Source organism: Amycolatopsis sp. NPDC001319 (assembly GCF_042896185.1).
GTDB lineage: Bacteria > Actinomycetota > Actinomycetes > Mycobacteriales > Pseudonocardiaceae > Amycolatopsis.
On sequence record NZ_JBIAWY010000008.1, the window covers coordinates 371,371 to 385,233 of the forward strand.

Here is a 13,863-nt window from a genome sequence, read left to right on the forward strand (position 1 = left end):
TCTTCCCTTCGGCTAAGTGAAACTCCCCAGTAGAACGGCCACCCCACGCGGCGCGAGGAGCACCGCTTCCGTCGGGCGGCCGGGATCGGTGAGCAGATCGGGCGCGGGCGAGGGCAACGTGACCGTCGTCGCCTCGGCGCCGTGGTTGAGCAGGAACAGGTACTGGCCCTCGGCGCCGTGCCGGACCACGGCCTGGACACCTTCGGGCAGGCCGGGCAGCACGGGTGAAACCCCGGCCTCGGCGGTGATCCGGTCGAACAACGCGCGCATCGCGGCCGCGTCGGGCCGGGTGGCGAGGTACCAGGCGACGCCGGCGCCGAAGGGGTTCCTCGTGACGGCCGGGTGGCCCGCGAGCTCACCTTCACCGAAGGTCGCGACCACGACCGCGCCCTCGGTCTCCACCCACTCCGACCAGATGGTGGCGGAAGACCCCTCGAGCGAGAGCCCGATCGAACCGCCCTCGGGCAGCGGCCGGAACTCGTCGACCTTCAAGCCCAGCACGTCCCGCAACGGCGCCGGGTACCCGCCGAGGTAGGCGCGGTCGTTCTCGTCGACGATGCCGGAGAAGAACGACACCACCAGGTGCCCGCCACCGGCCACATAGGACCGCAGGTTCTCCGCGACGCCCGCGTCCATCAGGTACAGGTTCGGCACCACCACGAGCTTGTACCCGGACAGCTCGCAGGTCGGGCGCACGACGTCACACGTCACGTTGGCGTCGAAGAGCGGCGCGTAGTGCGCGAGGTGCGCGTCGAGCTGGCGCAGGTCGTCCGACGGGTGCGAGTCGAGCTCCAGGGCCCACCAGCTGTTCCAGTCGTGCAGGATCGCGACGTCGGCCTTCACGCGGCTGCCGGCGAGCTGCGGCACCGACGCCAGCTCCCGGCCGAGGTCGGCCACCTCGCGGTACGTGCGGGTGTCGCGCCCGCCGTGCGGCACCATCGCGGAGTGGAACTTCTCGGCGCCGCCGGCGGTCTGGCGCCACTGGAAGAACAGCACGGCGTCGGCGCCGCGCGCCACGGCCTGCCAGCTGCCCAGCCGCATCGAGCCCGGTGGCTTGGGGCCGTTGCGCGTGCGCCAGTTCACCGCGCTCGGGGCCTGCTCCAGCAGCAGCCACGGCTGTCCGTCCTTCGTGGACCGGACGAGGTCGTAGGCGAACGCCGCTTCGACGTGCCCGCGCGGATCGTAGGGATCGGGGTAGGAGTCCAGGCTCACCACGTCCTCGTGCGGTGTCCAGGAATGCCAGTCGAGCGCTTTCTGCACCAGGCCGACGAAGTTGGTCGTCACCGGCACGTCCGGCGTCAGCCGCGAAAGCACCTCGCGCTCGGCGAGGTAACAGCCGAGCGACGCGTCGGAGGAGAAGCGATGGTAGTCCAGCTGCTGCGCGGGGTTCGGGAACGTCGGGGCCACGCGCGGCGGCTCGATCTCGGCCCAGTCGTCGTAACGCTGCGACCAGAACGTGGTGCTCCAGGCCGCGTTCAGCGCCTCGACGCTCTGGTACCGCTCGCGCAGCCACTCGCGGAACGCGGCGGCCGAGACGTCGCAGTAGCACGCCCGGATGTGGCAGCCGAACTCGTTGCCGATGTGCCACATCTTCAGCGCCGGGTGCCCGGCGTACCGCGTGGCCACCTGCTCCACCAGCCGGGCCGCGTGCTCGCGGTACACGGGGCTCGACGGGCAGAACTGCTGCCGCGCTCCCGCCGAAAGCCGGGTCCCGTCCACGCGCACGGGCAGGATTTCGGGATGGCGGTGGGAAAGCCACGGCGGCGGCGACGCCGTCATGGTGGCCAGGCACGCGTCCACGCCCCCGGCCGCGAGCTTGTCCAGCACCGTGTCGAACCAGCCGAAGTCGTACTCGCCGGGCCGCGGTTCCACCTGCGCCCAGGAGAAGATCCCGACCGTGACCATCGAGACCGACGCCTCGGCCATGAGCTTCAGGTCCTCGTCCCACACCTCGGGGGACCAGTGCTCCGGGTTGTAGTCGCCGCCGTAGTAGACGCGGTCCATCTAGAGCAGCCCCGCTTCCGCCAGCTTCTCCTTGATGCGCAGCAGCTCGTCGCCGTTGAGCGGCAGCTGCGGCGGCGCCATCACGGCGTTGTCGATGAACCCGCGCATCTTCATCGACGCCTTGAACGCGCCGAGCGCCGCCGAGCCGCGTCCCATCCGGCTCGGCGGCGCGACGTCGGTGATGGTGAACAGCGTCAGCAACCGGTCCTGCTCGCGCCGCGCCGCGTGGGGGTTGCCGGAGCGGACGTGGTCGTGGATCAGCACGTAGCCGACCGGGTCGACGTTGCCGAGCCCGGGCACCGCGCCGTCCGCGCCCAGCGCGAGCGCGGAGTCCACGAGCAGTTCCGAGCCGGTGAACACGGCGAAGGTGTCGAGGCCGCGTTCGCGCCGCTCCTTGAGCACGTAGCGGAAGCCGGCCTCGTCGCCGCTGGAGTCCTTCAGGCCGGCGATCACGCCGTCGGCCGCGAGGCTCAGCACGAGCTCGCGGTCGAGCTTCGTGTGCACCGCCACGGGGATGTCGTAGGCGAAGATCGGCAGTGCCGTCTTCTCGTGCAGCAGCCGGAAGTGGCGGTCGATCTCGGCCACGTGCGTGCGCGTGTAGTAGGGGGCGGTGACGACGATGGCGTCGGCGCCGGCCTCCTCGGCGGTCTTCACGTGCTCGGCCACGCGCAAGGTCGTCATGTCGATACAGCCGGCCAGCACCGGCACGCGGCCGGCGACGTGGTCCACGGCCGTCTCGATCGTCACGCGGCGCTGTGCGTCGGGCAGGAAGGCGACCTCGCTGGACGAGCCGAGCACGAAGATACCGTGGACGCCGGCGTCGAGCTGGAACTCGATGTGGCGCCGCAGCGAGTCGGTGTCCACGGTGAAGTCGTCGTTGAACGGCGTGCACAGCGGGGGGATGATGCCGGCGAACTTCGTCGCGGTCATGAGGCGTTCACTCCGGTGGTGATCTCTGGGTGGATGCAGCGGTAGCTGTGCCCGGCGGCTTCGGTGAGCGGCGGCAGCGCCGACGCGCACTCGGCCGTGGCCTTCGGGCAGCGGGTGTGGAACGCGCAGCCGCTCGGCGGCGCGGTCGCCGAGGGCACGGGTCCACTGAGGACGATCGGCTCGACGGGGTGCAGCAGGCTCGGCGTGGCCGAGAACAGCGCCCGCGTGTACGGGTGCCGTGCGTCGCCCGGCAGGTCCTCGGCCGCGGCTTCTTCGACGATCCGGCCGAGGTACATCGTCACGATCCGGTCGCTCATGCGCCGCACGGTCTGGATGTCGTGCGACACGAACACCATGGCGAGACCGAGCTTCTCGCGCAGGTCGATGAGCAGGTTGAGGATCTGCGCGCGCACCGACACGTCGAGCGCCGACGTCGGCTCGTCGGCCACCAACAGCGCCGGCCGCAGCGCCAGCGCCCGCGCGATGGCCACGCGCTGGCGTTGCCCGCCGGAAAGCTGCGCGGGCAACGCGTCCGCGACGCTGCTCGGCAGGCCGACCAGGCCCATCAGCTCCTGCACGCGCTCGGCGCGTTCGGCGGGCGTGCCCACGTGGTGCACGTCGAGCGGGTCGCGCAGGATCTTCGCGACGGGCAGCCGCCGGTTGAGCGCCGTGGCGGGGTCCTGGAACACCATGCCGACCTGGCGGCCCAGCTCGCCCGGGCGCAGCCCCGACAGCGGCTTGCCGCCGTAGCGGACGGTGCCCCGGGTCGGTTTCTGCAACCCGACGAGCACCTTGGCGAGCGTGGACTTGCCGCAGCCGGACTCGCCGACCACGCCCACCGTCTCGCCCGCGGCGATCTCCAGGTCCGCGTCGGTGAGCGCGTAGACGTTGTCGCTCCCGAACAGGCTCGCCGCGCGGACGCGGTGGACCACGTGCACGCCGTCGACTTCGACCAGCGTCATACCTGGGCTCCTTCCACGACGGCCGGGGTCGTGCGTTCGGCGGGGTAGTGGCAAGCCACGAGGTGGCCGTTCCCTTCCGGTTCCGGCGCCACCTCGAAGCAGTGGCCGCGCGCGGCCGGGCAGCGGTCGGCGAACCGGCACCCGGGCGGGAAGTCCGCCGGGGCGGGCACGACGCCCTTGATCTGGGTGAGCGTGGCCTCGTTCTCCTCCAGCGACAGCACGGCGGACAGCAGCCCGCGCGTGTAGTGGTGCCGCGGCGAGCCCACGACCTCCGCCGTGGCACCCGTCTCGGCCACCTGCCCGCCGTACATCACGACCACGCGGTCGGCGACGTCGGAGACCAGCGCCAGGTCGTGCGACACCAGGATGAGCGCGAAGCCGAGCTCTTCCTGCAGGCGCAGCAGCAGCTTGATGATCTGCGCCTGCACGGTCACGTCAAGCGCCGTGGTCGGCTCGTCGGCCACGATCAGCTTCGGGCTGCGCGACAGGGCCATGGCGATCAGCACGCGCTGGCGCTGTCCGCCCGACAGCTCGTGCGGGTAGGACCGCAGCGTGCGGCCGGGATCCAGGTTCACCAGCTCCAGCAGCTCCTGCGGCGTGCGCGTGCCGCCGCGGCGGGTGAACTGCTTGAGCTGCGCGCGGATCGTCATCGCCGGGTTCAGGGAGCTCAGCGCGTCCTGGTAGATCATCGAGATGTCGTGGCCGAGGTGGCGTCGCCGCGTACCCGCTTTCATGGTGAGCAGGTCGGCGCCCTCGAACAGGACCTCCCCGGACAGCCGCGCGGCCGCCGGCTGCAGGCCCATGATCGACAGCGCGGTGAGCGACTTGCCGCACCCCGACTCGCCGATCAGCCCCAGCACCTCGCCGGACCGCACGGTGAAGGACACGCCGTCGACCACGTTCACGCCGTTGTGGCGGTCGGGGAAGCTGATCGCGAGGTCCTTGACCTCCAGCACGGCCCGGCGGCCGGTGAGGTCCCGGGCCTTGGCCGCCAGCCGTTCGCCGGCCTCGAGCAGGCCCGCGAGCGGCAGCACCGGTGCGGTGTTCTCGGCCGCCTTCTCCGCCTCGATCTTCTTGGCGACCTCGCCGGCCTTCGCGTTGCGGGCCGAAGGCGCGGCCCACGCGTCGGAGATCCCCTCGGACAGGATGTTGAGCGCCAGCACCGTGATCAAGATCAGCAGGCCGGGGAACAACGTGGCCCACCAGCCGCCGGTCAGCACGAGGTCCTTGCCGTCGGCCAGCACCGAGCCCCACGACGGGTTGGGCGGCTGGATGCCGGCGCCGATGAACGACAGCGACGCCTCGAACACGATCGCGTCGGCCACCGTCACCGTGCAGTACACGAGGATCGGCGCCGCGCAGTTGACCGCGACGTGGCGGGCGAGGATGAACAGCCGTTTCGCACCGAGCACACGTTCGGCGGCCACGTAGTCCTCGCCGTACTGCGCGAGCACGTTGGCCCGCACCACCCGCGCGACCGGGGCCATGTTGAGGAACCCGATCGCGAGGATCAGCACGAGGATGCCGCGGCCGAACACGGCCACCAGCACCGCGGCGAGCGCGATGCCGGGGAACGCCATGATCACGTCCATCACGCGCATCACCACGGCGTCGGTCTTGCGCCCGGACGTCGCGGCGAACGAGCCGATCACCACACCCGCGATCAGCGCGAGCACGGTGGCGCCGAGGCCGATCGCGAGCGACCAGCGCGTACCGGCCACCAGGCGCGAGAAGATGTCGCGGCCCGACTGGTCGGTGCCGAACCAGTGCTCGGCGCTCGGGCCGCCGGTGTCGGTGCTGAGCGCGTCGGGGTTGTGCGTTGCCAGCAGCGTGCCGAGGATCGCGACGAGCGCGAGCACCACGAGCAGGCCGAGCGCGAGCCACGACGTGGGCGGGAGTTTCCGGAACCGCACCCCGGGCCGCGAGAGCCGGTCGGTGAGGTTCGCGTGCAGGACGGGGCGCATCAGGAGTGGCTCCGCAGTCTCGGGTTGGCGATGAGGTAGAGCACGTCGACGATGAGGTTCACGAGCACGAAGCCCACGGCGATGGTGATCACGAAGCCCTGGACCTTCGCCGTGTCGCCGTCCTGCACGGCCTGGATCATGTTCTGGCCCATGCCGGGCAGCGCGAACATCGTCTCGATCACCACCGCGCCGCCGAGCAGGTAGCCCACGCGCAGGCCGAGCACGGTGAGCGGGTTGACCAGCGCGTTGCGCAGCACGTTGCGGCCCACCACGACCACGGGCGGCAGGCCGCCGCCGCGGGCCGTGCGCACGTAGTCCTTGTCCAGCTCCTCGACCATCGACGTGCGGATCACGCGCGTGAGCTGCGCGGCGACCGGCAGCGACAGCGAGATCGCCGGCAGCGTCAGCGAGTTCAGCCAGCCCGACACCGAGTCGGCCGGGCTCACGTAACCGCTGGTGGGGAACAGGCCCTTGCCCACGGCGAGCCACTGCACGAGCAGCAGCGCGATCCAGAACGCGGGCGCCGCGACGCCCGCCAGCGTGACCACCCGGATCAGGTGGTCGGGCCAGCGGCCGCGGAACAGCGCCGACGTCACACCGAGCACGACCGAGAGCACGAGCGCGATCACGAGCCCGAACAGCGTGAGCTGCACGGTGAGCGGGAGCGCGGTGGCGATGGTCTGGCCCACCGGCTCCTTGGTGATCACGCTGGTGCCGAAGTCGCCTTGCAGCAGGTGCCACACGAAGTGCACGTACTGCAGGGGCAGGGGATCGAGCAGCCCGTTGGCCTGGCGGAACTGCTCCAGCTGCGCCTCGGTCGCGTTCGCCCCGTTGAACGCGGCGAGCGCCGGGTCCACGGGGGAGAACTGCATCACGATGAACACGAACAGGATCACGCCGAGCAGCAGCGGGATCAGGGCGAGGATGCGAGAGGCCAGCATCCGCACGACGACGATCACGGTGGGTGGTCCTCCCGCGTCAGACCGGCTTGGCCTGGTTGAGGTAGATGCCGGGGTACCCCTGCGCGCGCACGCCGGTGATCGCCGTCGGGTCCCACGCCGTGCCGAGCTGGGTGAACACGATCGGGTAGATCACGGCCTGCTCGGAGATCAGGTCCAGCAGCTGCTTGTACAGCCCGTTGCGCTTGGTCTCGTCGGGCTCCGCGGCCGCCTGGTTCTGCAGCCCGAGCAGGGCCTGGGTGTCGGCGTTGTTCCAGCGCGCGTACTTCGTCATCATCAGCGACTGCGCGTCGTAGTAGTAGCGGATGAGCAGGTCGGGGTCGTTGCCGAACTGCATCGGGTTGTTCGTGGTGGACACGACCTGGAAGTCGTTGCCGTTGTCCAGCTTGGAGAACAGCGCCTTGGTGTCCTGGGAGTCCAGAGTGGTCTCCACGCCGATCGCGTCCCAGCCCTCCTTGATCACCTTCACGCAGTCGAGCACGAGCGAGGTGTTGGTGGTGGACAGCGCGATCTTCAGGTTGCTGACGCCGGCCTCGGCCAGCAGCTGCTTGGCCTTCGCCGGGTCGTAGGTGAAGCTCTGCGACGCCGGCTGCGACTGCGGCAGCTTCGGGTTGATGAACGACGTGCCCGCGGTGCCGGTGCCGCGCAGGCCGATGTCGATCATCTTCTTCTTGTCGATGGCGTAGTGCAGCGCCTGGCGCACGCGCTTGTCGCCGAAGGGCGCGTGGGCGGTGTTGAACATCAGGTACAGGTTGTTGCCGCCGTCGGCGAACTCGACGGTGCGCCCGGCCTTGCGCAGCTGGTCGGCGTTGGCGGCCGGGATGTTCTCCACGATCTGCGCGTCGGGCTTCGCGCCCGAGATCGCGGCCACGCGCGGGGCGGAGTCCACAATGGACTTCCACAGCATCTTCTGGTACGCGGCGGGGCGGGGGCCGTTGTAGTCCGCGAACTTCTCGAACGAGGTGTGCGACAGCGGCGCCTGCTCGGTGACCTTGTACGGCCCGGAACCCACGACCTTGCCGCCCGCGGCGAGCGGCCAGTTGTTCTCGTACACGTGCTTCGGCAGGATCTTGCAGATCTGGATCCGCTGCAGCGCGTACGGGAAGGGGAACTTCAGCACGAACTCGACGGTGTGGTCGTCGACCTTCTTCACCTCCTGCAGCCACTGGGCGAAGAAGCTGTGGATGAGCACGTTCTCCTTCGCGTCCAGGGCGCGGGCGTAGGTGAACACCACGTCGTCGGCGGTCACGGGCTGCCCGTCGTGCCACTTGGCGCCGTCGCGCAGCTCGAACTTGATGCTGGTGCCGCTCACGTCGGCCGGCAGTGCCTTCGCGAGGCCGGGGAACGGGGCGCGCGTGACGGGGTCGCCTTCGACGAGCGATTCGTAGCTGTGCAGGATGGCGGCCATGGAGAATGCCGAGGCGGTCTGCAACGGGTCCCAGGACTGGTTGTTGCCGTAGCCGATCACTGCGGTGAGGGAGTCGGTGGAGCTGCCCGTCTTGTTCGTCGACGCGGGGCCGCCGCACGCGGCCAGCGTCGAGGAGAAGGCGGCGGTGGCGCCCACGAGGCCCGCGTAGCGCAGCAGCGTGCGCCGGTCGAACGAGGGGCCGGTCCCCATGGCGGTTCGGGACATCGGTGTCTCCTGACTGTGTGTTTCGCCCACCAGAGGTCATAGGACGTGGGACGTCCTATGACTGCGCCGAACCCTAGAACTCCTCCGGGTACCGGTCAAGGGGACCCGGCTTTTCGCCGCCGGGCCGAGATCGGCGAGGTATGACGTAGGATGTCCTCCGATGGCGACGTGCCAGCGAAGGAAAGAAACATCCGGGGAGACTGTTTTGGCGCGCCCGCAACGCAGTGAAGAGATCACCAAGCGGATCATCGACCTGATCATCGACCGCGACCTCCCGCCGGGCGCGCCGATGCCCACGGAACTCAGCCTGATGGAAGACATCGGCGTGAGCCGCAACTCGATCCGGGAGGCGATCAAGGCGCTGCAGGCGCTCGGCATCGTCGAGATCCGCCACGGCTACGGCACCTTCGTCGGCTCGGCCGGCTCCGAGGCGCTGCAGACGTGGCTGCTGTTCCGCACGCGCACTCGCGGCGCCAGCGACGCCGGGCGCCTGCGCGACCTGCTCGAGGTCCGCGAGATGATCGAGACGGAGCTGACCCGGCGGGTCGCCCTGGAGCACCGCCCCGAGCTGATCGCCGAGCTGGAGGCCTGCGTCGCGCGGATGCGCCGAAAAGGCCCTGACGCCGCGGTCGCCGACCGGGAGTTCCACGACCTCATCTGCGCCGAAGCGGGCTTCGACCTGGCGCGCGAGCTCACGGGGCTGTTCTGGGACGTCTACCGCGCGGCCGAGGGCGAGCTCGGCGGGCCGGTGTCGTCGGCGGCGAGCACGGCGAAGCGCCACCAGGTGATCGTCGACGCCCTGGTCTCCCGAGACGGCGACGCCGCGGCCGAAGCCGTGCACCGGCACTTCGACGAAGTGCGCAAGCGCGCGAAGGCCGGCCGATACGGCGGGTTCGGCGAGGCGCGGCCGGTGGAGGCCGATTCCGCGGCGGTGAACTCGTAGCTCGTCGGCAGTGCGGCCGGGCGTTGATCGGTTCGTACACTGGGCGGCCGACGAGGAGGTGCGCCCTGGACGCAGTCGAGGTCGAGATGCTGCCGCACTCCGCCGCGGCCGACGCGGTGCTCGCGGCCGAAGTCGCCGCCCTGGTGAACGCCGTGTACGCGACCGCCGAGGCCGGCCTGTGGGCGGGCGAGGCGGACCGGACGAGCGCGGCCGAGGTGGCGGGCCTCGTCGCGGCCGGCGAGATCGCCGTGGCGCGCCAGGCGGACTGCGTGGTCGGCTGCGTGCGCGTGCGGACGGTCGCCGACGGCGTCGGCGAGTTCGGCCTGCTGGCCGCCGCGCCGCGGCTGCAGGGCGCGGGCATCGGGCGTGAGCTGGTGCGCTTCGCCGAAAACCGCTGCCGGGCGCTGGGCCGGCGGCGGATGCAGCTCGAGCTGCTGGTGCCGCGGTCGTTCACGCACCCGTCGAAGGCGTTCCTCGCCGCCTGGTACACGCGCCTGGGCTACCGCCTCGAGGAGAAGTCGACGATCGAGGAGGCCTACCCGCACCTGGCGCCCCTGCTGGCGACGGAGTGCGACTTCCTCGTGTACCGCAAGGACCTGTGACCAGCCGGCCTCGTGACACGCCGTGGGGCCCGGTGCTGCTGTGAAACCGGCGCGTTTCGGGTACTGAGGACCTGTGACGACACGACTGGACTGGGTGGGCCTGGTACGCCACGGCCAGAGCACCGGCAACGTCGCCCGCGAGGCCGCCGAGGCCGCGGGCCACGAGGTCATCGACATCGCCGAGCGCGACGCCGATGTGCCGCTGAGCGAGCTGGGCGTGCGGCAGGCCCACGCGGTGGGGGAGTGGCTCGCGACGGATCCGCCCGAGCTCGTGGTGGCGTCGCCGTACCTGCGGTCCCTGGACACGGCGCGGCTCGCGCTGGCCGTCGCGAAGGAACGCGGCGTGGAGGTCCCCGGCGGGCTGCGCGTCGACGAGCGTCTGCGCGACCGGGAGCTGGGCGTGCTCGACCTGCTCACCAGTCACGGCGTCGCCGAACGCCTGCCGGACGAACTGCGCCGCAAGGAGCGGCTCGGCAAGTTCTACTACCGGCCGCCCGGCGGCGAGTCCTGGGCCGACGTCGTGCTGCGGGTTCGGTCGCTGCTCGCGGAGCTGAGCGCCGAGACGCCGGGCCTGCGCGTGCTGTTCGTGGCGCACGAGATGACGGTGTTCGCGCTGCGGTACGTCCTGGAGTCCGTCCCGGAGCCGGAACTGCTGGTCACGGCCGCGCGCACCGACGTCCCCAACGGTTCCGTCACCGCCTGGGAACGCGACCTCGAAGGCGCCTTCCACGTCACTCTCGCGCAGGAGACCGGCCACCTGGCCGCCCTGCTGAGCTGAGCCGGCGCGGGCATGATGGGCTCCGAAGATCACCCGAGCGGAAGGAAACCCCATGAAGCTCGACCTCGACGGCAGGACGGCCCTCGTCACCGGTTCCACGCAGGGGATCGGCGCGGCGATCGCCGCGGGCCTCGCCAAGGCGGGCGCGCGCGTGGTGGTGAACGGGCGCGGCGGCGCCGGAGTCGCGAAGGCGATCGAGGAACTCGGGACCCAGGTGCCCGACGGGGAGTTCGTGGCGGGCGCCGGCGACGTGACCACCGACGAAGGCGCGCACCAGGTCCTCGACCGCGCGGGGCGCGTCGACGTCCTCGTGAACAACCTCGGCATCTTCGGTGCGCAGGAGCCCCTGGAGATCACCGACGACGACTGGCGGCGCTACTTCGAGGTCAACGTGCTCGCGGCCGTGCGGCTCACGCGCCTGACGCTGCCCGCGATGACCGAGCAGGGCTGGGGCCGCGTGCTGAACATCGCGAGCGACTCGGCCGTGGTGATCCCCGCCGAGATGATCCACTACGGCATGTCGAAGACGGCCCTGCTGGGCGTCTCGCGCGGCTTCGCCAAAGCGGCGGCGGGGACCGGCGTCACGGTCAACTCCGTGATCGCCGGCCCCACGCACACCGGTGGCGTCGAGGACTTCGTCTACCAGCTCGTGGACAAGAACCTGCCGTGGGAGCAGGCGCAGCGGGAGTTCATGAAGACCCACCGCCCCCAGTCGTTGCTGCAGCGGCTGATCGAGCCCGAGGAGATCGCGAACCTCGTGGTGTACCTCAGCTCACCGCTCGCCTCCGCCACCACCGGCGGCGCCCTCCGCGTCGACGGCGGGTACGTCGACTCGATCCTCCCGTAGGTCAGCGCCCTTGGGGCTCACCGAGCCGGTCGCGCACCTGCCGCTCGACGAGGACGGGCAGGAAGCTGCGCACGCCGGCGTCGTCGAAGTGGCGGCGCTGCGCGGTGATCGTGCGGTTGATCTCGGGTTCGCGCGCGCTGCCGTACTCGTCGACGAGCCGTGACTTCAGCGCGGAGAAACTCTCCTCTTCACCCTTCACCATCAAGTCGTCCATGCCCTGGTGGGTCATCGCCGTCCCTTTCCGTGGTTTCGGCCCCTGGTGACTGCTGCCCGCCGCGGGCTCTCCTCAAACGGGCGGGCGAACGTGTGGACCTCTCGCAAACGCCTGGTGTCAATTTTGACCAGGTGGTAGAAATTCAGGCGACGCGGCGCTCCGGGCGCCGAACCGCGAAGCCAAGGAGCTGGAATGGGCAAGCCTTCCGTGCAGCTGTACTCGGTCCGCGACGCGTTCGCGGCCGACCCGGCGGACACCCTGCGGCGCCTCGCCGCGATCGGGTTCACGCAGGTCGAGCCGTACGGCGTCGTCGAGAACGTGGCCGCGCTCGGCGCCGGTCTGCCGGCCAACGGGCTGACCGCGCCCACGGCCCACGCCAAGCTCATCGGCGAGGACCAGCACGCCGTGTTCGCCGCGGCGAAGCAGCTCGGCATCGCCGTGGTCATCGACCCGCTCGTGAAGCCCGAGCAGTGGCAGAACGCCGCGGACATCACGGCCACCGCGGAAGCGCTCAACGCCGCCGCGAAGATCGCCGAAGAGCACGGCGTGCGGGTCGGCTACCACAACCACTGGTGGGAGCTGGAGTCCCGGATCGACGGCCGCCACGCGTTCGAGGTGTTCGCCGACCAGCTCGACCCGGCCGTCGCGCTGGAGGTCGACGCCTACTGGGCCACGGCGGGCGGGGCGAACGCGCCGGAGCTGCTCGCCCGGCTCGGCTCGCGCGTGCACGCCATCCACGTGAAGGACGGCGCGCTCGCCACCGACGCGTCCGGTCAGGTTCCGGCGGGCCAGGGCAGCGTCCCGCTGCCGGAGGTCCTCGCCGCGGCGCCCGACGCGTTGCGCGTGGTGGAGTTCGACCGCTTCGACGGCGACATCTTCGACGGCATCGCCGCCAGCTTCGCCTACCTCACCGAGGGCGCGAAGTGACCACGGGCCCCGTCGGCGTCGGCGTGATCGGCGCGGGGGTCATCAGCGACACCTACCTCGAGAACCTCACGGGCTTCCCCGACGTGCGGGTGCTCTCCGTCGCGGACCTCGACGTGGCCCGCGCGCGGGCGCAGGCGGCGAAACACGGTGTGCCGCAAGGGGAAACCGTCGCCGATCTGCTGGCGAACCCGGAGATCGAGCTGGTCGTGAACCTCACGGTCCCGGCCGCGCACGTCGAGGTCGGCCTCGCGGCGCTGGACGCGGGCAAGAGCGTGTGGGCGGAAAAGCCGCTCGCGCTCGACCGGCAGACGGGCCGCAAACTGCTGGATCGCGCGCGGGAGAAGGGTTTGCGGGTGGCGAGCGCGCCCGACACCGTGCTCGGCGCCGGCCTGCAGACCGCGCGGCGCGCGATCGAGGCCGGTCGTATCGGCGAACCGCGCACGGCTCTCGCGCTGTTCCAGACACCGGGGCCGGAGAGCTGGCACCCGGCGCCCGAGTTCCTGTTCCAGCACGGCGGAGGCCCCCTGCTCGACATGGGGCCGTACTACCTCACGGAGCTCGTGCAGCTGTTCGGCCCGATCCGCAAGGTGACCGGCGCGGGCGGCCGCGCGCGGGACACGCGCGTGATCGGCTCGGGTCCGCGGGCCGGCACGGAGTTCGCGGTGACGGTGCCGACCACGGTGACCGCGCTCGTCGAGTTCACCCGCGGCGGCAGCGCGCAGATCGTGCTGAGCTTCGATTCCGCCTTGGCGCGCACGGGTTTCGTCGAGGTGTCGGGCGCGCTCGGCACCGCGGTGCTGCCGGACCCGAACCGCTTCGACGGCTCCACGAAGCTGCATCTGCTGGGTGCGGCGGAGCCGGAAGAGCTTGCGGCGCAAGGACACGCGGCCTCGCGCGGCACGGGCGCGCTGGAGCTGGCCCGCGCGATCCGGGCCGGGGTGCCCGAACGCGCGTCCGGGGAGCTGGCCTACCACGTGCTCGACGCGATGCTCGCCATCGACGAGTCGATCACGCGCGGCCAGTCCGTGGAGGTGGCCGGCACGGTCGATGTCCCGCCCGCCCTGCCGGACGGCTGGGACCCCTACGCGCGCACGCTCTAG

Annotated in this window: 13 protein-coding genes; 6 read left to right on the plus strand and 7 right to left on the minus strand. The window is 71.1% G+C overall.

What is annotated here, in order from left to right; genetic code table 11:
• Positions 1-12 precede the first annotated feature (12 nt).
• Genes ACFY1H_RS30510 through ACFY1H_RS30535 form a run of 6 tightly spaced genes read right to left on the minus strand, consistent with a single transcriptional unit; the run spans position 13 to position 8,452 of the window.
• Entirely contained in the window at positions 13-2,004 is a 1,992-nt protein-coding gene (locus ACFY1H_RS30510) for a beta-galactosidase (RefSeq protein WP_386951969.1), read from the minus strand.
• Entirely contained in the window at positions 2,005-2,934 is a 930-nt protein-coding gene (locus ACFY1H_RS30515; protein ID WP_386951972.1) for a dihydrodipicolinate synthase family protein, read from the minus strand.
• Positions 2,931-3,896, minus strand: a complete 966-nt coding sequence (locus tag ACFY1H_RS30520) for an oligopeptide/dipeptide ABC transporter ATP-binding protein (protein WP_386951975.1) — start codon at positions 3,894-3,896, stop codon at positions 2,931-2,933. The genes ACFY1H_RS30515 and ACFY1H_RS30520 overlap by 4 nt, the downstream gene beginning before the upstream one ends.
• Entirely contained in the window at positions 3,893-5,860 is a 1,968-nt protein-coding gene (locus tag ACFY1H_RS30525) for a dipeptide/oligopeptide/nickel ABC transporter permease/ATP-binding protein (RefSeq protein WP_366585394.1), read from the minus strand. The genes ACFY1H_RS30520 and ACFY1H_RS30525 overlap by 4 nt, the downstream gene beginning before the upstream one ends.
• Positions 5,860-6,819: an ABC transporter permease gene (locus tag ACFY1H_RS30530; protein WP_366585396.1), complete on the minus strand. Its 960-nt coding sequence runs from the start codon at positions 6,817-6,819 to the stop codon at positions 5,860-5,862. Before ACFY1H_RS30530 ends, ACFY1H_RS30525 begins: the two co-directional genes overlap by 1 nt.
• Positions 6,820-6,838: 19 nt before the next feature.
• The gene (locus ACFY1H_RS30535; protein ID WP_386951979.1) at positions 6,839-8,452 is read right to left on the minus strand and encodes an ABC transporter substrate-binding protein; all 1,614 of its coding nucleotides are present in this window, start codon (positions 8,450-8,452) and stop codon (positions 6,839-6,841) included.
• 205 nt (positions 8,453-8,657) lie between these two features.
• On the opposite strand from ACFY1H_RS30535, the gene ACFY1H_RS30540 reads away from it, so the two are divergent.
• From ACFY1H_RS30540 to ACFY1H_RS30555, 4 genes are all read left to right on the plus strand, one after another.
• Complete coding sequence (locus tag ACFY1H_RS30540; protein WP_366585400.1) at positions 8,658-9,395, plus strand: FadR/GntR family transcriptional regulator; 738 nt, start codon at positions 8,658-8,660, stop codon at positions 9,393-9,395.
• A gap of 86 nt (positions 9,396-9,481) precedes the next feature.
• Positions 9,482-9,997: a GNAT family N-acetyltransferase gene (locus ACFY1H_RS30545; protein ID WP_386951983.1), complete on the plus strand. Its 516-nt coding sequence runs from the start codon at positions 9,482-9,484 to the stop codon at positions 9,995-9,997.
• 73 nt (positions 9,998-10,070) lie between these two features.
• Positions 10,071-10,775 carry a histidine phosphatase family protein gene (locus ACFY1H_RS30550; RefSeq protein WP_366585404.1) on the plus strand — a complete coding sequence of 235 codons (705 nt, stop codon included), beginning with the start codon at positions 10,071-10,073 and terminating at the stop codon, positions 10,773-10,775.
• Between the two features lie 52 nt (positions 10,776-10,827).
• Positions 10,828-11,622 (plus strand): SDR family NAD(P)-dependent oxidoreductase, encoded by a 795-nt coding sequence (locus ACFY1H_RS30555; RefSeq protein ID WP_386951987.1) that lies wholly within the window; start codon positions 10,828-10,830, stop codon positions 11,620-11,622.
• A gap of 1 nt (position 11,623) precedes the next feature.
• Here ACFY1H_RS30555 and ACFY1H_RS30560 read toward each other — a convergent pair whose 3' ends face one another.
• The gene (locus tag ACFY1H_RS30560) at positions 11,624-11,851 is read right to left on the minus strand and encodes a three-helix bundle dimerization domain-containing protein (protein WP_366585408.1); all 228 of its coding nucleotides are present in this window, start codon (positions 11,849-11,851) and stop codon (positions 11,624-11,626) included.
• 177 nt (positions 11,852-12,028) lie between these two features.
• On the opposite strand from ACFY1H_RS30560, the gene ACFY1H_RS30565 reads away from it, so the two are divergent.
• Both ACFY1H_RS30565 and ACFY1H_RS30570 read left to right on the plus strand, forming a co-directional pair.
• On the plus strand, positions 12,029-12,763 hold the full coding sequence (locus ACFY1H_RS30565; RefSeq protein ID WP_366585410.1) for a TIM barrel protein: 735 nt from the start codon (positions 12,029-12,031) through the stop codon (positions 12,761-12,763).
• Positions 12,760-13,863 (plus strand): Gfo/Idh/MocA family protein, encoded by a 1,104-nt coding sequence (locus ACFY1H_RS30570; protein ID WP_386951992.1) that lies wholly within the window; start codon positions 12,760-12,762, stop codon positions 13,861-13,863. Before ACFY1H_RS30565 ends, ACFY1H_RS30570 begins: the two co-directional genes overlap by 4 nt.

Coding starts and splice junctions, on each gene's coding strand:
- ACFY1H_RS30510 (WP_386951969.1), bottom strand. CDS start 2,004: ATGGACCGCGTCTACTACGGCGGCGACTACAACCCGGAGCACTGGTCC.
- ACFY1H_RS30555 (WP_386951987.1), top strand. CDS start 10,828: ATGAAGCTCGACCTCGACGGCAGGACGGCCCTCGTCACCGGTTCCACG.
- ACFY1H_RS30520 (WP_386951975.1), bottom strand. CDS start 3,896: ATGACGCTGGTCGAAGTCGACGGCGTGCACGTGGTCCACCGCGTCCGC.
- ACFY1H_RS30515 (WP_386951972.1), bottom strand. CDS start 2,934: ATGACCGCGACGAAGTTCGCCGGCATCATCCCCCCGCTGTGCACGCCG.
- ACFY1H_RS30535 (WP_386951979.1), bottom strand. CDS start 8,452: ATGTCCCGAACCGCCATGGGGACCGGCCCCTCGTTCGACCGGCGCACG.
- ACFY1H_RS30565 (WP_366585410.1), top strand. CDS start 12,029: ATGGGCAAGCCTTCCGTGCAGCTGTACTCGGTCCGCGACGCGTTCGCG.
- ACFY1H_RS30545 (WP_386951983.1), top strand. CDS start 9,482: ATGCTGCCGCACTCCGCCGCGGCCGACGCGGTGCTCGCGGCCGAAGTC.
- ACFY1H_RS30560 (WP_366585408.1), bottom strand. CDS start 11,851: ATGACCCACCAGGGCATGGACGACTTGATGGTGAAGGGTGAAGAGGAG.
- ACFY1H_RS30525 (WP_366585394.1), bottom strand. CDS start 5,860: ATGCGCCCCGTCCTGCACGCGAACCTCACCGACCGGCTCTCGCGGCCC.